The following is an 18,577-nucleotide window of genomic DNA, read 5'->3' on the forward strand; positions in this document are numbered from 1 at the left end:
TCTTACCTCCTGTCATTTCGATATTCAGCAGGGGACATACCAAAGAGTTCCTTGAATGCCGCTGCAAATTTACTCGGGTTGTCGTAGCCAACGCTGGCCGCCACATCAATAATTTTCTTTTTTCTGTCAGTAACCAGCATGGAAGCCGCTACATTCATTTTGTAGGTGCGAATGTAGGTATAAATAGGACTGCCGTAGACACCCTTAAAGCCGGTTTTCAGTGCGCCCACGCTGACGTCAAAACGCTTAGCCAGTTCTTCCGTAGTGTAATTCACAGAGAGTTCTTCCGTCAGCAGCTTGTGGACAGACTTAATCTTCTCTATTTGACTGGAATAGAAATAAGGGCGCTCATCCCGATAATCAGCAAGTTCCAGCGCGCCCAGGAACACCAGAAGCTCCATGACCTTGATTTTAAAATAATCCATGCGGATTTTCGATGGAACATGATAAAGCTCAGAAAATATATGCTCGATGGCACTGTTTTGACGCAAAATGTATAGTCTGTCTCCACTGCAGAATTTCTGCGCTAAGGAGGCAATATCAACGGAAATCGTTGGCATTTCCTCATCGATGGCCTTTTCCGCCTGCTCCATAAAAAAGCCGATTGTAATCCCGTGGTAGTGGGAAAGAGGAAAATCCACATCGCCGGTATGATGTACACGCCGGTCAACGCGCATATCCCCGGCCTCTATATAATAGTGGAGATCCTGTTCCGTTCTGTGTTCCATGCGCCCTTCCCGGCAATGGTCGATACACAGAAGGTTTGCGCAGCTTGTAAACCGACTGTAGCAGTGGGCAAGGTGAAAATCGTTATACATAAGATAGACACCGTCAAATACGCGGTAGATGGTCATCAATCCGTCACCGCTGGGTTCATTCAGACGCAGAACCTTGCATTCTTCTGTTTCCACCACTTCTTCGATATTGTCTCCAAAATCAGCCCCGCGGAACATTTTCCATGGGTCCGTTACCATTTCCAAAAACACCCCCTTTTTTGGGTTAGGATTTGCTAACTCGCATTGATTAAGAAAAGCCGTACCATGCGGCTTTCCGAACTATTGTATCAGACCAACGCTTGAGCGCTCTACTCCGATTTGCTTTTTCTGCTCCATTTGGAAAGGAAAATCGACTTTCTACAACTTTTAACCGAAGAATCCCCTAATAATATCCCAGAGTTGTGTAGTTATTTCGAAAACAATGTACTGGATATCCAGAAGGCTGTGGATGAGAGAAAAAGCAGATAGTTTTCCCATTTTTGAGTTTTATAGATGCTTTTTTCGGCCTATTCAGCCTGATTTTAGTCTATTTTGCAAGTACCTTTTTCTTGTCTGGCTGAGGAAACTCTTAAAGTTTGTTACCTCATCTTTTTTTCATATAGAAATCACAGCGGCTTGCGCCGGTTCCCAGCGTTCCAGTTCTTCTGAACTCCAGGCCTGGAAGGTTGCCGTAGCAGCGGTCATCATTGGCGCAGAATATTTTTGTCAGCTCCGGGCAGCCAACGTATTTCTGATGGCAGCGTTTTCGATCACAGCATAGGCGGTTTGCTCGTCTGTCTCTTCTTTGCTTTGACATGGTATTGGTATCAAATACCCCATAATTATTTCTTCGCCAGAATACAAAACCAGTGCTTTTCTTTTTCGGCGTGGCACACAACAGAAGCAAACCCAGCAGTTTCCAGAACCTTGCAAATCGTCTTTTCATCATAAATACGCATGCCGTCAATGATTTTTTATATCAGCTTCTCCTCTTGTACCCGCAATCGCAGTAGTCATCACCATTGGCAATGGTACATTCCCGCACAAAATGCGATGCACCGCCCACCTCGCTCATGCTGTAATCCAGAGCGCACATGGCGGGGACGAGGTCAAAAAGCCCCAACTCCCGCATGAGTGTGCAGATGCCACACTGAGAAAACCGTGCCTCATAACCGCTGTCATCGGGGTAGAGGCAAAATTCCATGTTCCAGGAATAGGGGTTCCGGTCGGCGGCTTTGAACGCTGCCGTGGTTTTCATGCCGTCTATATCCTGTCGGCTGAATTTCTTCTTCCCGCTCATGCGGCAGAACCAGCGCATGGTAGGGGTCATCATGGCCTGCCGGTAATAGACCGTTAATTTTTCCACATCCGGGCGTTCCGGCATGGAGAGAACAAAGGCTGACAGCATGGCACAGCTGACAATGTTCATTTTGAAGCGGTCGCCCTTTTCAAACTCCGGCAACTTGCGGATAATCTCCTTATATTTTTGCTTTGCCTTGGATGTAACCACTTTGGAAGCATCTCCATCCAGTTCAAAAACGGTTATGAGATTTCGCTCAAAGGACATTCCAAACAGCGCCCACATTCCAAAGGGCATTCCAGCGTATTTCATTGCAGATACCTCCCGGCTTCCGCTTCCAGTGCCTGCCACACCGGGTAGGCTACGCCGTTCGCATCGAAAAATTTCTTAAGATCCCGGTTCAGCGCACTCATTTCATCGATGGCGTTCATTGCGTGGTCGGAGGCGCAGAGTTTGCCCAGCGAGGTGGCACACATCAGCTCGAAAAAGCGCAGGCAGGTCTTGCGGTATTTCTCCCCTTCAAAGTCTGCATCCTCCTTGGGCAGAATGGTGTGCCCGGCATCTCGGATGGCGCGGTATCCCTCGATGTTGGCATCCAGCACACGGTTCAGGTACGCGGTATCTCCCCTGAGCTTTTTCAGGTCGCCGTCTGTCTTATAGCAGGCGAAGGCCGCAGGCATCACAAACGCGGCATGGCAGAGCAGATAGTCCTCCATGTTCGGCTCGTAAACAACCTTATATTTTGTGCCGTGGAAGATGCGCCCGATCAACTGTTTATTGGAGGTTGCACCCGTCAGCTGCCCGATGGTGATCTTCTTCAGGTCGATGGAGACCACCCGGTCAACCTCCCGATGCCCGGCAGAAAGCGCAAAGGCAAACAGGACGTTCTTTTCCGGCAGTGCCGCCGCCAATGTTTTTGTCTGTACGTTGTTGCCCACAAATACGATGTTTTTCGTCCGATTCGCCCGCAGCGTGTCCAGAGCGGAATCCAGCTGTGTATAGCGCAGGACCACAAAGATCACATCGTACATTGCATCCGGTGCAAGTTCAGTCACCACCGGAATGCGGCTGACCGAAGTGCGGAGCGAAAATTTGTCCTTGATCCGCAGGCCATTCTGCTTGATCTCCGCAGCCCAGTTTCCCCGCGCAAGCAGAGTGACATCCTTTCCGGCGCGCAGCAGATTTCTTGCCAGATTGCACCCCAGAACGCCTGCACCATATACCAGAATTTTCATAGCTTGCCTCCAAATCCGATCTTCACGATCTGCATTTTCATCCCGTTGTCCCCGACCTTGGCGAGAAATCGGAAAAAGCCGCTGACGGAAGAGTCTTTCAGGTCGTTGTAGCCCATCATATAGCCCCTGCTGGATACTTGCAAACGGCTGTCCCATGGGGAAAGCTCGCTTTTCGCATCCGAAACCGCGAAATATGCTCCCACATCCTTGATTTTCGCCGTCCTGAGCCACGTTTTAGCGATCATCTTCACCGCCGTACGGTTGGCAGCATCAAAGACCAGCACCCCGCCGGGGAAAGCGTCCGCCATCCCCTGCACCAGCGCCCTGACATGCTCCGTCAGGAAGTAATAGAACACCCCGGAGGCAAAGAGCACCGCCCCGCCGGAGGCATCGATCTTGTCAAACCATGCGGGGTCTTTCAGGTCGCAGGGGATGTTTCGCTCCCGCTCCCCGGCGGGCAGAAGCTGCTGCCGCAAGGCGATCACATCCGGGAAGTCCAGATTGTAGATCTTGCAACTGCCATTGTCGCAGGCTCTACCGGTGTTATCCAGCCCGCAGCCCAGATTGACCACCGCCGCATTGGGGTGAGATTTCAGATAATCCAGCACCTCAAAAGCAAGGTCATTCTGCCGTATGGCGACCTCCAGCGCACCGAAACGCTGCATCAGGCTGCGGGAATTTTTCTCTGCCTCTGAAAAGTCGTAGTCGATCTGGTCGATCAGACGCACCGCCGTTTCGTCCCGGTAAAGGTTTGGGTACAACTCCGTACACAGCTTCCGTGAATACAGCGGGAGGATCAACGTCTCCTGCACGGTGTTTTTCTCGATTTTGTATTTCATGGGTATCACTCACTTTCTGATAAATGGCAGTTCCGGCATACAGTCACGCTCGGCGATGTGTGCCAGCATTTCGGCGAACCCCTTTGGATCGCGAATCTGATATTGCATGTGATTGTATCCCTCAAACACGGGATAATGGCCGCAGGGGTAGGCTTCCATCACTGCTTGACGGTATTTGAAATGATCTTCTATACTGCCAAACTCGAAATAGGTATGTTTTTGCAATTCTTTTGAAAGCGGCGGAAAGGGTTTGTCCTCCAGACTGTCCGAAATCTGCCGCCGCAAATTTGTATAGGTCAGATTTTTCCCTGCGTCTATAAAATACGACTTTATGGAATCGTCGTCACACCACAGTATCTTTTTCAGCGTACCGCCCTTCGACCAATATAGGCTCTTGATGGCAAAATACAGAAACGGCGTCATGATACGGCGCGTGCCCTTTCCGATTTGGGCGAACTGCCCGCCGTCAAAGAAAGCGTGCTCCACGGGCAGTTTCGTCTGCGTCAGAAACGCCATGGCAAGGTCTGCACCGATGGAAGAAGCGACCACCATCGCCAGCCGCTCCACGCCCTGTCGATGCAGAAAGTCCTCCACCTGCCGTATTTCGTCCAGCTTGCTGACATATTTCTGCCCCTCGCAGTAAACGGTGGAGGTGGGCAAGATGCAGAAATATCGATCCTGCAAATACCTCGCAATCGGTTCGCTGCTCGCTCCTGTCACACCCATTGCATGAAAGAACAGCACGGCAGGATTCCTCCTGTCGCCATATGTTTGAAACAGCATTTCTATCACCTCATATTTTCATAAAAAGCATCATAATCGCCGCCAGTGCTGCCGAAATGACCGCCATACCAATTGTACCGAACAGCCACTTTTTGCCCTTATCCTTGGCTGTAATGTAGGGTTTCAGGTCTTCCGTTCCCGGAATTTCCCATGCGTTCGTATGTCCTACCCAATAGCCGTCAACCCAAAATCGGTCTATGAGATTCATAACGGACAGTATGACCAGCAGCTGCCAAAAGCCCTGAACGAAGCCCTTTGCGCCGTTGAGCGCATAGACGCAGACCAGCACATAGGCGATGTATCCGGGGACGCAGACAGCTTTGAAAAGTAGAGAATTGCGCTTGATTTTCTCGTGTGTTGTAAGTCCCAGCTTCACGCACCGCTGCTGCACCGCCGGGCTGTAAAGATGCACCATACCCACTGCCCCTTTGCGGATGCCCACGGCGCAGACGAGAACCAGCAGGATTCCCAGCCCAAGACCCTCCAGAATCGTTTGTAAAATCATCCCTGTTTCTCCTTATTCTTCTTTCCGGCAGACAAACCATGCCATGCCCTTCACTGTTCCAAATGTTACGGTTGCACTACTTCACTGCTTTTGCGCCGTGACGCACAGCCAGCCCTTTTTATTTTTGTGACTCTGAACCCTGCCAAAGCCTGCCTGCTCCAGATACACTTTCAGATCAGCATCCGTATAGATGGTCATACCGTTAATGATTTGCGTCCATTTGTTGTCTTTTGCTGTTTCGCCGTTTGCTTCGTTACAGATGAAAAAAGTCCCGCCGGGCTTCAGCACCCGATAGACCTCTCTGAAATTTTGCGCAAGCTCCGGCCAGAAATAGACCGTTTCAAATGCGGTCACTACATCAAACTGCTCCGCTTCAAACGGCAACTCTGTCACGCTTGCCTGCTGCACAGTACACTTTCCTGCTGCAATGGCACCTGCATTGACCTTTCGTGCTTTTTCTACACTGACTGCCGAATAGTCAATGCCCTGCACCTTGCCCTTGGGACACAGCTTCAGCAGCGTTTTGATGTTCGCTCCACCGCCGCAGCCGCAGTCCAGCACCATGGCATCCGGGGCAGGCTGCAAAAAATGCAATCCCCACGCTGCCATTGCGCTGTGCCCAAAGTTCATCATAGCAACCATGATCTTCCCGCTAAAGCCTACGGGCTTGCGGGTGTTTTCAAAGAAGGACATATCACACCTCCGATTTCACACATTCCGTATAGGTCAGCGGAAAAGAGGCCTTTAGAACAACACTTTTTCGCACTGTCCAATCATTCTGTTGCAGAAATTTTAGGTATTCTTCGCTCGTCCACTTGCTGTGGAGAGGAAAGCCTGCCAGATTCATGAAAAAGGCTTTGACCTTGCCGGGAAATGAGTTTTCTGCGTGCGTAAAGGTAGGCGCGATCAGCACACCGTCATCCTTCAGCACCCGTTTGATCTCTCGCAGTGATTTTTCTGGCTGAGGCACAATGTGCAGTGCGTTTGATACGATTACCACATCGAATGATTTGCTCGCGTATGGCAGAGAAAACATATCCTGCACGGAAAAGCGCAGCTTCGCAGAGTAATTCCCCCGTTTGGCCTCTGTAATCATTTCCGGAGAGGCATCCGTCGCCTCGATGTGTGCCGCTGCTTTTACGATGTGCTTGGCGATCAGTCCCGTTCCGGTAGCCACCTCCAGCACTGTTTTGTCTTTCACGACCGGACGGATCAGCTCATACATTTTCTCGTATACTGCCCTGTCTTTTCGCATAAAGCAGTCATACAGACCTGCATTTCTGTCCCAGAAATTCTTGTGTTCTCGCATTGCTGTCTCTCCTTTTATAGTTAGATTTATCTAACCGTCACGCGCACATTGATAAGTTAGGTTCGGCTAACTCATGCATTTAGGAAAAGCCGCATTTCTGCGGACTTTCGGCTTATACAAATAGCTTGCTGCAAGCATCACACATCTGTGTTTTCAGCCACTGAGGATAATGCCTCTCGATCTACTCCTTATGGAAACAGCCAAAATCTATTTTCACACCATTGCGGTGACTTTTGCCTTCTTATCCATATTATATCGTGCTCACTTCTTTTTTGCAATAGTATAGTATCTCTATTTTGTCATTTCCAAACGCAGAGCACGATTAGATTTTCTTTGCAATCGTAGACAGCTCCGAAATAATGCTCAGAAGCCAACCATTCAAAGACGAATAGTAGAGCTGCAATCTCCGTAATCTTCTCATCTCCAAAACATTGAAGACGGTCTCTCGTCCGCAGGCCTTGCATTTGGTCTGCACATGCCCTCTGGTATCCTCAAAGACGATGATTGAATTGTGTCGGCAATAAGGGCACCTGACAGTCCTGGGCTTTTGCGAAGCAATCGCATCCTTTGCCCGGATGATTTTAATCTGCATTTCCGCAAATGGTTCCGATACTCCGATATTCCTGCTCATGGCCACACCTCCAATGGATCACGATATTCATAATCCTTTTTCCGGTTCAGATAGCCCAGTTGTTCCAAGCGGATAGCAGCTGCTGAAAGCCCTGTATCTGGCAACCTTTGAAGCAACCAAAAAGTGGACTTCCACAATCCGAAACTGGGGAGCGGTCTATGGAGAACTAAGTATTATGTACGAAGGACGCCTTCCAGAATAGGCAATATTCCATCGCAAAACAGGCGGCAGAACCGCCTGCTTCTGTCCTCCGGACAACTTCATCCCCCACCCTACGATATAGATATCATATCCGTCCTTCAGGTTCATAATTAACTCGTTTTTCAAAGATATCAGTGGACAGATTCATATATTATCTCTTTCTGTAAAGCATCATTGCTTCATAAGGTTTTAAGGAAATCTTTGACTCTTCTATTTTTTGTTCAGAATAGTTGCCCAGCAATGTTTCGAAGCCCTTCAGATCCATTCCACTATCCCATACAACTTCTGTTTTATAGAAGTTACAGACTACCAGCATTTTTTCCTCTCCGTAAATTCTTTCATAGGCAATAATGGATGAATGTCTTACATCTAACGGCCTGATATCACCATATGCAATGATATCCAGCTCTTTACGTAAAGCTACGAGCTTTTTATAGTAGTTGAAAATGGATGTTTCATCATGCAGCTGGCTCTGTGCATTAATCTTGGAATAATTTTTATTCACACCAATCCATGGCATTCCCTTGGTAAAGCCACCGTGATTTTCACCATTCCACTGCATTGGTGTTCTTCCGTTATCCCTGGAATGAATCTGGATAATACGAAATGCATCTTCTTTAGAAAGACCTTTCTGCTGCAGAATTTCATAATGGTTCAAACTTTCTACATCACGAAACTGACTGATGTCAGTGAAATCGGTATTTGTCATACCAATCTCTTCACCCTGGTAAATATATGGAGTACCGCGAAGTCCATGAATGATGGTCGCAAGCATTTTAGCTGACTCTTTCCAGTATTTTCCTTCATCACCAAATCTGGAAACCGGACGCGGCTGATCGTGATTGCACCAGAACACTGCATTCCAGGCATGATTCTTGGCCATTCCAATTTGCCAGCTAAAGAGAATATCTTTCAATTTCTGGAAATCTGTTGGTACAAGCACCCATTTTTCATTCCCCATAAAGTCAACCTTTAAATGATGGAAGCTAAATACCATGGAAAGCTCATGGCTGTCTTCACCTGCATATCCAAAACAATTTTCCATAGATGTGCTGGACATTTCACCGACAGTAATAATTTCTGCATCCTGTCCGAATGACTCCGCATTTAATTCTTTCAGGTACTGATGGATGTTTGGTCCGTCAGTGTAAAATCTACGGCCATCCCCTTCGAAATCATCTTCGAATTTATCTTTGCTGATAAGATTCACTACATCAAATCGGAAACCCTTGACACCTTTGCTCATCCAAAAACGTACAACCTTCTGAACCTCTTTACGCACCTTGGGGTTATCCCAGTTCAGATCCGGCTGCTTTACATGGAATAAATGCAGATAGTATTCATCCATTTCCGGCACATATTCCCATGCACTTCCTCCGAACTTACTTTCCCAGTTTGTGGGTGCACTGCCATCCTCTTTTCCTTTTTTGAAAATATAATAGTTCTTATATCTTTCATCTCCGGCCAATGCTTTCTGGAACCATTCATGATTGCTGGAGGTATGGTTAAATACCATATCCAGCATCAGTTTGATGCCACGCTTCTGTGCCTCTCTGGAAAGCTCTTCAAAATCTTCCATCGTACCGTAACGGGGATCAATGTTATAGTAATCCTCCACATCATAACCGTTATCATACTGGGGAGACACAAAAAACGGAGTCATCCAAATATAGTCCACGCCCAATTCTTTTATATAATCTAACTTTGCCGTCACACCCTTTAAATCCCCAAAGCCATCTCCGTTGGTATCATAAAAGGATCTGGGATAAATCTGATATACAGTGCTTTTTCTAAAATCTGTCATACAATTCCTCTTATTCTGTCTGTGCTACTGTTGTCTCTTTTTCAATTGCATGAATGCCTGTCACAAATATTATATTTTCCATATTACCTGGCTCAGTAATGACGCAAATGATCGTATCAACATAACCTGCTTCACTGATTTTCTTTTTATCAAATTTGATCAGGGGTGTTCCGGCAGATCCTTCTGGCCTTCTTTTACAAGGTATTCAAAACCGTCACCGTTCATGGCTACAGTATCAATTCCGATATGTAAAAGGATCTCTGCACCGTTTGCAAGTTTTAAACCACATGCATGACGTGACTCCTGCATAAGTAAGCTGACTGTTGCATCAGCCGGAGCATAAATAGTTTCATTCTCCGGAATGATTGCAAATCCTTCACCCATGATTCCTGCGGAAAACACACCGTCATTCACTTCTTTTAATGCAATCACATCACCTGTTGCAAATGCTTTTAATTCTGTTACCTCTGCTGATTTAACTTCTTCTACTGATTTAACTTCTTCTACTGATTTAACTTCTTTTGGCTGAAGTTTTTTTTACCAACCATAACTGTTAATACAAATGGAACTGCTACGGCAATTAACATACAAATAGCAAAGGTTAACATGGATTGCGGCTGCATGGAAAGGATTCCCGGAAGACCGCCAACACCGATTGCATTTGCTGTACTGTTTGTAGCTACACAGACAATTGATGCACATGCAGAACCAATCATACCGCAGATGAAAGGATAACTGTGTTTCAAGTTTACACCAAACATTGCCGGTTCTGTAACCCCCAGATAACAGGAGATACATGACGGAATGTTTACTTCCTGCGCCTGGGCATCATTTTTCTGAAGATAGATCATGCCTAATACTGCGGAACCCTGTGCGATATTGGACAAAGCAATCATTGGCCATAACATTGTTCCGCCAAAGTCAGCAATCAACTGTAAGTCGATTGCATTTGACATATGATGAAGTCCTGTGATTACAAGCGGTGCATACACAAAACCGAAGATTGCACCGAATACAATTCTCAGTGATCCTGTGATTCCTGCGTATACAACGGAGGAAATGACAGAGCCGATTTTCCATCCGATTGGTCCAAGCACAAAGTGTGCTGCCATAACAGAGAGTACTAAGCTACAGAAAGGTACCACGATCATAGAAATTACGGATGGACAGATCTTCCTGAAGAATTTTTCAAGATATACCAGCGTAAATGCTGCCAGAATTGCAGGAATGACCTGAGCCTGATAACCAATCATATCTACCTGTACAAAACCGAAATCCCACTTTGGAATATCTGCTGCCGCTGTGCCTGCCACTGCATATGCATTTAAGAGCTGACCAGACACAAGTGTAAGTCCAAGTACAATACCAAGCATCTGTGTTGTACCCATTTTCTTGGTTACAGACCAGCAGATACCAACCGGCAACATATGGAATACCGCTTCTCCGATGAGCCACAGGAAATGGTCAACTCCTGACCAGAACTAGCTGATATCACAGAGCGTCTTTGTACCGTTTTCAAATAAATATAAGCTGTCAATGCAGTTTCTGAATCCCAAAATCAAACCGCCCACAATGATTGCAGGAATGAGTGGAGCGAAAATTTCTGCTAATGCAGTCATAATTCTCTGAACTACGTTCTGATTCTGTTTTGCTGCGCTCTTTACAGCATCTTTCGATACGCCTTCAATGCCTGCAACTGCTATGAAGTCGTTGTAAAAATCTGAAACCGTGTTCCCGATGATTACCTGGAACTGTCCTGCCTGTGTGAAACTTCCCTTAACAACTTTCATTGCTTCAATTTTCTGAATATCCGCTTTCTTCGGATCATTTAATACGAATCTCATTCGTGTGATACAATGTGATACTGCAGCAATGTTTTCTCTTCCTCCCACAAGGTGCAGTAATTCTTTTGCGTCGTTTGTATACTTCCCCATCTTGCTCCTCCTTATTAAAATAAATGTTTCGCGCTTATTCTTGTTTAAACAAGTTTTCCTGTGATTATGTTATATCACACTTGTTTAAACATGTCAACACTTATTTCAAAACTTGTTTAGACAAGTTATGTCTTATTTGATTCTTGACTTTCCATATGTAAATATTATAATAAATGATGGATGTTCAAACAAGTGGAGGAACTTATGCCGAAAGCAAAATATGCAGAAATTTATAAAGACTTGAAAAGAAAAATTGAGACCGGAGAATATGAATTTCAGGAACTTCTCCCCTCTGAAAATACACTGGTGCAGGAATATGACTGCTCACGCAATACCATTCGCCGTGCCATCGGGGATCTGGTAGCCGATGGATATGTACAGACGATGCAGGGAAAAGGGGTACGAATTATCTTCCAGCCCGCATTACAGACCTCATTTACCATCGGCTTAATTGAAACGTTTACGGAATCTGCAAAGAGAAATAACCAGAAAGCCAAAACCAAAGTAATTCACTTTGCAGAATTGGTAGTAGACAAAAGAATTGCTGCAAAAACCGGTTTTAATATTGGCGATGAGATTTATTATCTGCAGAGACTTCATTACTTAGATGGGAAAGCACTTATTCTAAACCATAATTATTTTTTGAAAAGCGTTGCTAAAGATCTAACGATAGAGATTGCAGAAAAGTCGATTTACGATTATCTGGAAAATACCCTTGGAGTTTCCATTGTCACAAGTAAACGTATCATGACCGTAGAAAAGATGACTGAAATTGATGAAAAATATTTGGATCTTGGAGACTATAACTGTATGGCTGTTGTCACCTCTCATACTTACAATAGTGATGGTGTTATGTTTGAATATACCCAGTCACGCCATCGCCCTGATTACTTTAGCTTCCAGGATAATGCAACAAGACGATCAATTTAGCAGGAAAAATATGAAACAGAAAAATATTTTATTTACAGACATGGATGGAACAATATTGTTCTCTGATAATGGAAAAACATATTTTAAGGAATCTGATTTAGATGCAATAAAGGAATTCCAGCAAAGAGGAAATCTGATCGTAATTAACTCCGGCAGAGCATTGCCATGGATAGTTGCTCCGTTGGAAGGATATCTTTTGCCTGATTACATGATTGCCGGTACAGGGAGTATTATCGCGGATAGTCATCAACAAATACTGCATGAAGAACCTGTATCATTTACAGCAATCAAAAAAATAATAAACGAATATGCATCGGATATACCATTAACAGTTCATACGAAAGACAACATATTTTCATGCAATCAAAAAAAGCAGTACAACCTGCCAATAACACCTATTAGCAGTATTGATTTATTAAAAACGGAAAAACTTTATGGAATGTCATTCCATTTCAAAGACAATAAATCTGCAAAAGCTTTTGCAGACTGGCTGGAAAAGTCAGATCACCAGGAGGTGAGAGCTTTTGTAAATATCAAGGATGTTGACATGGCGTGGAGAGACTGTTCAAAAGGGAACGCCATGAACATCCTTTGTCAGAAACTTGGATTCATGCATGAACAAGTCTACGCCATTGGTGATGCTGAAAATGACATTGATATGTTAAGGGCAACAAAGCATGGTTATACATTCCATCATTCTCCAGCTACTGTAAAGCAATATGCAGAAGGCTGTGTCAAATCTGTGTCAGAGTTAATTGATAAAATATTAAAAGTCTCATAATAAAGTAACATATTTTAAACCATATATTTCAACAATCTATGTGACGGTATATCGTTCTATGCACAGTAAATCATAGGCATGATTTTGGGAACGTTATACCGTACTTTTATTCGGATTACTGGAAAGCATGAAACTTTTTCTGTAAAATAGTATTTAGAAGGTTCTTCTATGATAAAATAGAATCATAGGAGGGCCTTTTATTATGGCAAGACAAACGAAACTTGTACACAGGGTACAAATGACAGAAGGAAAACGGAACATCATTCATCAGCTTTTGGAGGAATATGATATTCAGACAGCTGAAGATATCCAGGATGCATTGAAAGATCTTTTAGGCGGAACCATCAAAGAAATAATGGAAGCTGAAATGGATGACCATCTTGGATACGAGAAATCCGAGCGTTACGGTATAGGTCCGTCCAATCTTCGCATCCTTCAAAAGCATCTTTCTCACCTCTCAATATCAATAAACAATCATTTAATCGTTCTGTCTACATTGTAGAGCGGGGAAAATCGAAAAACAATGGACAGAGTACAAGTCCTTCCAAGAGGGATAAGAAAACTTCTGAATGGGTAAACAGTGCTAAAAAAGGTTCTGACATTGAAGCATAGCTCCATGTCAGAACCCATTTATTTCACAAATTATTTTTTGGGGTTGCGTCGCCCGGTGTTTTCCGAGCCACGCACTTCCTCATGGTAAAAGTAATCCACAATGACCGGGTGCCCAGGCTCTGCTCGTCCGTAGGGCAGCTCGTTGTCCACGAAGGGACAGCTGTTTTCTTTCGCCAGCCGTTCCGCTTGATCCTCCAAACCACGGAAATAGCTTCTGTCCCTCTTGTTGTAGATAGCGTCGTACAGCGGAACCAAGTCAGGATGTTTTTTACGTATATAGTCAAGGATGTCTTTTTTGAATCCGCCTCGCAGGTTTAGATTTTCCAGCCATACCAGGTCGCACTGATTTCTGACCTGATGGAAAATAGCCTCAAAATCCGTGATACCGGGAAAAACCGGAGCAATAAAGCATACGGTGCGGATACCTGCGTCATAAACCTGCTTCATGGCATCCAGCCGTCGCTTAATGCTGACGGCATTGTCCATATCGTTTTTGAAATCCTCGTCCAGCGTATTGATCGACCAGGAAACCGTGACCTTTCCCAGTTCTTTCAGGAGGTCGATGTCACGGATTACCAAGTCTGACTTGGTACAGATGAGAATTTCTGCCTCGCTGCCCCGGAGCTGCTCAAGAAGTTTTCGGGTGTTCTGAAACTGAGCCTCCTGAGGCAGGTACCCATCCGTCACTGAGCCGATGACCACACGCTGTCCGGCGTACTTCCTGGGATTTTTGATGGCAGGCCAATGTTTCACATCCAGAAAAGTACCCCAAGGCTCAGTATGGCCGGTGAACCGCTTCATGAACGAAGCGTAGCAATACTTGCAGCCATGGGTACAGCCCACATAAGGATTGACGGAATAGCCTCCCACCGGCAGGGTGGATTTTGTCATAATATTTTTGGTTTCTACATCCTGAATCAGAATGCTGCTCTCTTTTACTTCCGCCATGTCTTCTGTTCCTCCAATACCCGGTAAAAAGCCGGGGGAAATTCTTGTACCATTTGTGCCTCTCCCATGATAGGAAGCAGATCTTCCTTCATGAATACAGGGATGCCTAGCGCATGGGCCTGATGTGTCAGGTTCCACACCCATTCCGGTTTCGATACAGCTTTGCCCTTCCTATGTCCGGTCTCAGTACCAATGACGATCCACTCAATTCCGGTAAGGTCTACCATGCCAACATCATCAAACATAGGTTCAAAGGTCACATGATAATGTCCGCCATGGATATGCTCCCGCAAAGTCCGGATACGGTTTTTCTCTTTACTGGAGGTAACAGTTACACCAAACCAAGCGTTGTCTAATGGGGTGGAAAAGACGATGCCCTCCGGTCTCTTAGTCAAGAACAGATACTGATGCTGTGGGTTTTCAGTCATCTTGTCAAATATCTGTTCCCGCCACTCTGGCTTCCAGTGGGAAAAATCACTCATGCCGGTGAGCAGAAAATTTTGTGGGCGCTTTTTCTCCATCAGCCGCAGCTTATTTGGAAAAAACTCCGGCTTTTCAAAGTCGTCGATCATGTGAAACCGACGAACATTGTTTCTGGCGTAGCAGTAGCTGCAACCAATAGTACAGCCGATCACCAGATTCATGTTCTGAATACAGTCTTTAATACAAACAGCCACCGCTGATGCCTCCTTACCGTTTTAAGATTTAGCCTTCTGCCGCAGGTGTAACTTTCCCGAAGCCGTTCCAGGCATACAGGCCCTTCTTGTCCTCATCGCCCAGGAACTTGTCCACCTGACAGATGTGCAGGATATGGTCGCCCACCTCCACCGACTGCTGCAAGGTAGCCACCATCGCCAGCCGGGTGTCCGCCGGAATCTGGATGTCGCTGCCCTCCACAGCCATCATCTCGATGTTGTTGGCGGCCACCTTGTCGGTCTCGGCACCGGTAGACGCTCCGCAGGCCATTACTGCGCCAGCCAGACTCTCACCGGGAACAGTGACGATGACTTTGCCGGTCTCGCGCACACGCTTGCCGGTGTGAGACTGTTTGCCAGTGGCGAAGCCCACCATAGGCGGATTGAAGGAGAGGTAAGACACAAAGCAAATGGGAGCCAGGTTCGTAGAACCATCCTCCTTTTTAGAGCAGATCAGCGTCAGCGGATTGGGGGAGGTCAGAACAGTAGCCTCCATAATGTTCAGTTCTTTCATAAAATTCAGACCTTTCTAAGAAATTTCAGTCGTTGACTGCATGATCAACCCGTGATATATTTATTATATCTGATAGCAATTTTTGTTCAAGTACGCAAATTATTTGTACCTGGTATCAAAAAATATACTGCAAAAGATGAGGAAATCTCCAATTATGACTTATGAAGAATTCAAAGAAAAGGTTGGCAGTGTCATTCTAACCGACGAGGGAAACTGCCCGGTCACGCCGGTGGTTCAAATGCTGCAGGGCAAATGGAAACTCCAAATTCTCTATGAACTGTGCATCAAGTGCCCCATGCGGTTTGGGGAACTGAAAAAGATGCTAAAGCCAATTACAAATACGGCGCTGACAAATGCCCTCAAAGAGTTGGAAGCCGATGATTTGATACAACGAATCCAGTACAATGAGATGCCCTTGCGGGTGGAATATTTCCTTACTGAGAAAGGTCGTGACCTGCTGCCGGTCTTTTACGCCATTTCCCAATGGGGAATGAAATATATACCATGATTCTAACTATATTAATATCTGCATGATAATAGCCGGGAGGCATTGACAATTTGAGTCAACTTCCCGGCTTTTTTATGCATTCTCTACTGCTGCAAAGGATTCAGGAAGCAACCTGATTCATGAGAGTTGATAACTCCCACCGCCTGCAAATAGGCATAGATGATTATGGTCCCAACAAACTTCATGCCCCGCTTTTTCAAGTCTTTTGAGATGGCATCAGATAATGGTGAGCTGACCTTGTCTACTTCTTGGATGATTTTTTCCTCTGTCCAGTGCCATAAGTATCGGTCAAAGCTGCCCCACTCTTGCTGTATCTTTTGAAACACTTGTGCGTTGACCACTGCAGCTCGCATTTTCAGCCGGTTACGGATGATTCCAGAGTCAGCTTGCAGGGCCGTCAATTTTTCTTCGCTATAAGATGCCACTTTCCGTAAATCAAACCCGTCAAAAGCACGGCGAAACGCTTCCCGTTTATTTAAGACACATTCCCAGGTGAGTCCTGCCTGAAAATTCTCCAAAATCAACATTTCAAACAGCATATGGTCATCGTGGACCGGTCTGCCCCATTCCTCGTCATGGTATCGCAGATAAGTGGTATTAGTTGGGCTCACCCAGTGGCATCGAATCTTTCCGTCTGCCCATTGCATTTCTTACTCCGCCTCCAAGAGAAAAATAACAGGTCGGATGCCGTCCGGACATGCAAACACACCAATCGTATCATCATTGAGCCAAGTGCCAGACGGCTGAACCAGTTCCCCCAAGGATAACTGACGCGCCATGGGAGCAATCACCTGCCAAGCAACGCCACACATCCCATCCGGCGGATTGATTCCATCGCTGTACAGCACTTGACCTTTCTGATGAAAAGGACACATCCCCAAATTAGGAATTGCATACTGTTCTGCCAGTTCCTGATCATATTCCGTCCGCAGCACGGTGATTTTAACCTTTTTATGCATTCGTATAGTCATTATTAACCTGCTCCGAAATCGTCATGCCTCGCACGCCTCCCGGAGAGCAGGCAGCAGCTCATCCAGCCGCCCGTCCAGTCCGAAGGACTTCTCTTTGATATTGTCCGCAATGTAGATCTCCCCCAGATTGATGGTCACATAAGTGGCGTTTGGCTCGCTTGCCACCATGCGCATCATCGGGGCCTTGATCAGCTGATTACGCCAGCCAATGCCCAGCTCCAGAACCACCAGTTTCTTTCCGTGGTAGGTTTTCAGAAAGTTTTGGAACCGTGCCTGGGCAGCGGTATCCAGAATCATTCTCTGACCTGCGCCCATGTGGATGTCCATGGGACCTCCGCACTTGGGACAACGCGGCACCAACTCTGTAGGCACATGGCCGCCCTGTTCGGCAGCCGATAATTTTTCGGCCACCTCTAAACTTGAATAGAGGGTGTCGTGGCAGGGGCGGGCACACTGCATCGTAAACCAGTTGCCCTCGATTTCATAGATTTTCGTCGGATCGAAGCCACACAGTTCAAAGTGACCTTCTCCGTTTGATGTGACGACAAAGTAATCTTTCTCTCCCACAATGGCCTTCAAATCGTTCATCACCGGCGTAGGCTGGTACTGCCCGCAGTAATGATGGATGAGCCGAGCCCAGAAGGCCCACTTTTCCTCCTCGCTGGGCCATCCGGCCATCATGCCCTGCAAAATACAACGTAAGCCGTATTTATGTTTGAAATCCCCAAACAGTCTTTCAAAAGCCGCATTGTCCGCAAACAAATGCAGTCCTTCGGTAATGGACAGGCCGTTACTGGCTCCGATCAAGATAGCGTCCGCTTCTCTGAATTTTTCCGCAATAGGATTCCAATCAATCATATTCGTTCGCCCCTTTCTATTTTATGTTTGCTGCGATGGATCGCACCTGCCGGAGAGCAGCCAGAGTTTCCGCCAAATCTCCTTGCAGATACAGGCTGCGTCCCCGCAGATGCTCCGGACTATGAGATGCCTCTCGATTAAGACATGCATAATGGTGGTCAGCACAAAAGCAGGTTTGTCCGCAACAAGCGCCTGCAGGTCCAGATAGGACTGCCCCGTAGGGGCTTCCCACATGAAGCGGATATATTGACTGTAATACCCCCACTGCTCTCCATAGCTGGAAAAGCAATGGTAGAATCCAGCCAGCGGAGAGGTAAAGCCATACTGTTCGCGAAAGGGAGCCAATGCCTCCGAAAGTACCGGGGACCAATGGTAGTGGTCGTATCCAGCCGCGCTTGACAGGCCGGAGCCACCTCCGATCACAACAGCATCTGCTTGATCAATACGCTCGGCAAGTTCCTGAA

21 protein-coding genes and 3 pseudogenes are annotated in these 18,577 nt (G+C 46.2%); 5 read left to right on the plus strand and 19 right to left on the minus strand.

Annotated features, from left to right (window positions below; all coding sequences use genetic code 11):
- Positions 1–2: 2 nt before the first annotated feature.
- From ACESZP_RS13850 to ACESZP_RS13895, 10 genes are all read right to left on the minus strand, one after another.
- Positions 3–974, minus strand: coding sequence for a helix-turn-helix domain-containing protein (locus ACESZP_RS13850; RefSeq protein ID WP_499709399.1), 972 nt, complete (start codon positions 972–974; stop codon positions 3–5).
- 385 nt (positions 975–1,359) lie between these two features.
- The gene (locus ACESZP_RS13855) at positions 1,360–1,704 is read right to left on the minus strand and encodes an L-2-amino-thiazoline-4-carboxylic acid hydrolase (RefSeq protein ID WP_499709349.1); all 345 of its coding nucleotides are present in this window, start codon (positions 1,702–1,704) and stop codon (positions 1,360–1,362) included.
- A 30-nt stretch (positions 1,705–1,734) separates the two neighbouring features.
- Positions 1,735–2,367: an L-2-amino-thiazoline-4-carboxylic acid hydrolase gene (locus tag ACESZP_RS13860; RefSeq protein ID WP_499709351.1), complete on the minus strand. Its 633-nt coding sequence runs from the start codon at positions 2,365–2,367 to the stop codon at positions 1,735–1,737.
- A complete protein-coding gene (locus ACESZP_RS13865; RefSeq protein ID WP_499709352.1) occupies positions 2,364–3,290 on the minus strand; it encodes a ketopantoate reductase family protein in 927 nt (308 codons plus the stop codon). Before ACESZP_RS13865 ends, ACESZP_RS13860 begins: the two co-directional genes overlap by 4 nt.
- Positions 3,287–4,129, minus strand: coding sequence for a class I SAM-dependent methyltransferase (locus ACESZP_RS13870; RefSeq protein ID WP_499709353.1), 843 nt, complete (start codon positions 4,127–4,129; stop codon positions 3,287–3,289). Before ACESZP_RS13870 ends, ACESZP_RS13865 begins: the two co-directional genes overlap by 4 nt.
- A 9-nt stretch (positions 4,130–4,138) precedes the next feature.
- Entirely contained in the window at positions 4,139–4,873 is a 735-nt protein-coding gene (locus tag ACESZP_RS13875) for a hypothetical protein (protein WP_499709355.1), read from the minus strand.
- Between the two features lie 49 nt (positions 4,874–4,922).
- Positions 4,923–5,417 carry a hypothetical protein gene (locus ACESZP_RS13880; RefSeq protein WP_499709356.1) on the minus strand — a complete coding sequence of 165 codons (495 nt, stop codon included), beginning with the start codon at positions 5,415–5,417 and terminating at the stop codon, positions 4,923–4,925.
- A gap of 81 nt (positions 5,418–5,498) precedes the next feature.
- Entirely contained in the window at positions 5,499–6,110 is a 612-nt protein-coding gene (locus ACESZP_RS13885; RefSeq protein ID WP_499709357.1) for a class I SAM-dependent methyltransferase, read from the minus strand.
- Between the two features lies 1 nt (position 6,111).
- Positions 6,112–6,726 carry a class I SAM-dependent methyltransferase gene (locus ACESZP_RS13890; RefSeq protein WP_117760435.1) on the minus strand — a complete coding sequence of 205 codons (615 nt, stop codon included), beginning with the start codon at positions 6,724–6,726 and terminating at the stop codon, positions 6,112–6,114.
- 322 nt (positions 6,727–7,048) lie between these two features.
- Entirely contained in the window at positions 7,049–7,357 is a 309-nt protein-coding gene (locus ACESZP_RS13895) for a hypothetical protein (protein WP_499709359.1), read from the minus strand.
- Between the two features lie 79 nt (positions 7,358–7,436).
- On the opposite strand from ACESZP_RS13895, the pseudogene ACESZP_RS13900 reads away from it, so the two are divergent.
- Positions 7,437–7,559, plus strand: a pseudogene (locus tag ACESZP_RS13900) (IS256 family transposase); the annotation flags it as partial.
- 150 nt (positions 7,560–7,709) lie between these two features.
- Here the strand turns inward: ACESZP_RS13900 and treC are convergent.
- Entirely contained in the window at positions 7,710–9,362 is a 1,653-nt protein-coding gene (gene treC, locus ACESZP_RS13905) for an alpha,alpha-phosphotrehalase (RefSeq protein WP_499709360.1), read from the minus strand.
- Between the two features lie 10 nt (positions 9,363–9,372).
- Positions 9,373–11,296: pseudogene (gene treP / locus ACESZP_RS13910) on the minus strand (PTS system trehalose-specific EIIBC component).
- A 204-nt stretch (positions 11,297–11,500) separates the two neighbouring features.
- On the opposite strand from treP, the gene treR reads away from it, so the two are divergent.
- From treR to ACESZP_RS13925, 3 genes and pseudogenes are all read left to right on the plus strand, one after another.
- Positions 11,501–12,226 (plus strand): trehalose operon repressor, encoded by a 726-nt coding sequence (treR, locus tag ACESZP_RS13915; RefSeq protein ID WP_499709361.1) that lies wholly within the window; start codon positions 11,501–11,503, stop codon positions 12,224–12,226.
- Positions 12,227–12,236: 10 nt separating this feature from the next.
- The gene (locus ACESZP_RS13920; protein WP_499709362.1) at positions 12,237–13,007 is read left to right on the plus strand and encodes an HAD-IIB family hydrolase; all 771 of its coding nucleotides are present in this window, start codon (positions 12,237–12,239) and stop codon (positions 13,005–13,007) included.
- A gap of 202 nt (positions 13,008–13,209) precedes the next feature.
- Positions 13,210–13,410 (plus strand): annotated as a pseudogene (locus ACESZP_RS13925) (transposase); the annotation flags it as partial.
- A gap of 239 nt (positions 13,411–13,649) precedes the next feature.
- On the opposite strand, the gene ACESZP_RS13930 reads toward ACESZP_RS13925, so the two are convergent.
- From ACESZP_RS13930 to ACESZP_RS13940, 3 genes are read right to left on the minus strand one after another with little or no spacing between them, the layout of a single operon-like run.
- Positions 13,650–14,567, minus strand: coding sequence for a radical SAM mobile pair protein B (locus ACESZP_RS13930; protein WP_499709363.1), 918 nt, complete (start codon positions 14,565–14,567; stop codon positions 13,650–13,652).
- Positions 14,555–15,244, minus strand: coding sequence for a radical SAM mobile pair protein A (locus tag ACESZP_RS13935; RefSeq protein ID WP_499709364.1), 690 nt, complete (start codon positions 15,242–15,244; stop codon positions 14,555–14,557). Before ACESZP_RS13935 ends, ACESZP_RS13930 begins: the two co-directional genes overlap by 13 nt.
- A gap of 28 nt (positions 15,245–15,272) precedes the next feature.
- Complete coding sequence (locus tag ACESZP_RS13940) at positions 15,273–15,776, minus strand: flavin reductase family protein (protein WP_499709365.1); 504 nt, start codon at positions 15,774–15,776, stop codon at positions 15,273–15,275.
- 154 nt (positions 15,777–15,930) lie between these two features.
- Here ACESZP_RS13940 and ACESZP_RS13945 point away from each other — a divergent pair, with 154 nt between their 5' ends.
- Positions 15,931–16,284 (plus strand): winged helix-turn-helix transcriptional regulator, encoded by a 354-nt coding sequence (locus ACESZP_RS13945; protein ID WP_308458567.1) that lies wholly within the window; start codon positions 15,931–15,933, stop codon positions 16,282–16,284.
- A gap of 83 nt (positions 16,285–16,367) precedes the next feature.
- Here the strand turns inward: ACESZP_RS13945 and ACESZP_RS13950 are convergent, their stop codons facing one another.
- The 4 genes from ACESZP_RS13950 to ACESZP_RS13965 are packed head-to-tail and all read right to left on the minus strand — an operon-like array spanning position 16,368 to position 18,536.
- Positions 16,368–16,931, minus strand: coding sequence for a DNA-3-methyladenine glycosylase I (locus ACESZP_RS13950; RefSeq protein ID WP_499709366.1), 564 nt, complete (start codon positions 16,929–16,931; stop codon positions 16,368–16,370).
- Between the two features lie 3 nt (positions 16,932–16,934).
- Entirely contained in the window at positions 16,935–17,255 is a 321-nt protein-coding gene (locus ACESZP_RS13955) for a TIGR04076 family protein (protein ID WP_499709368.1), read from the minus strand.
- A gap of 21 nt (positions 17,256–17,276) precedes the next feature.
- A complete protein-coding gene (locus ACESZP_RS13960) occupies positions 17,277–18,113 on the minus strand; it encodes an SIR2 family NAD-dependent protein deacylase (protein ID WP_499709370.1) in 837 nt (278 codons plus the stop codon).
- A gap of 21 nt (positions 18,114–18,134) precedes the next feature.
- Entirely contained in the window at positions 18,135–18,536 is a 402-nt protein-coding gene (locus ACESZP_RS13965; protein WP_499709372.1) for a hypothetical protein, read from the minus strand.
- Positions 18,537–18,577: the final 41 nt, after the last annotated feature.

The sequence above is a fragment of the Candidatus Dorea massiliensis AP6 genome (assembly GCF_964245105.1).
GTDB classification, from domain to species: Bacteria; Bacillota; Clostridia; order Lachnospirales; family Lachnospiraceae; genus Laedolimicola; species Laedolimicola intestinihominis.